Source organism: Lactobacillus sp. A27, assembly GCF_016742815.1.
Taxonomy (GTDB): domain Bacteria; phylum Bacillota; class Bacilli; order Lactobacillales; family Lactobacillaceae; genus Lactobacillus; species Lactobacillus gallinarum.
The window spans coordinates 1-414 of the sequence record NZ_JAEHNT010000110.1; the positions used below are offsets into that span (position 1 = coordinate 1).

2 tRNA genes are annotated in these 414 nt (G+C 45.2%); both read right to left on the reverse strand.

Features of this window, described 5'->3' with window-relative positions:
* Positions 1–98: 98 nt before the first annotated feature.
* Positions 99–171: transfer RNA gene (locus tag JEM49_RS09720), tRNA-Ala, on the reverse strand.
* Positions 172–229: 58 nt separating this feature from the next.
* Positions 230–304, reverse strand: a tRNA-Ile gene (locus tag JEM49_RS09725).
* Positions 305–414: the final 110 nt, after the last annotated feature.

Genomic DNA, 414 nt, shown 5'->3' on the forward strand with positions numbered 1-414 from the left:
TCGGTCGCCTTGCAATCTGTTCTCTTTGATTGTCTCGGTTTTTTGCTTGGATTATATTCAGTTTTCAATGTACTAGCTCTTTGATCCTTTCGGATCAATGGAGGCTAACGGGTTCGAACCGATGACCTCCTGCGTGCAAAGCAGGTGCTCTCCCAACTGAGCTAAGCCCCCAAGGTCTTTTCTTTTTTCAGCCAGACATAACTTTAGCGCTTTTTTGCCGTTATGTCAATGGGCCTAAATGGACTTGAACCATCGACCTCACGCTTATCAGGCGTGCGCTCTAAACCAGCTGAGCTATAGGCCCGACTAACGCTTGGCGTTTTATTCAAATCTTTGAGGTACTACCCTCAAAACTAAACAAAGTTTCTCAGTGTGCTTCCGCTTGCTTAAGTGACTTCTCTTAGTATCTCTACT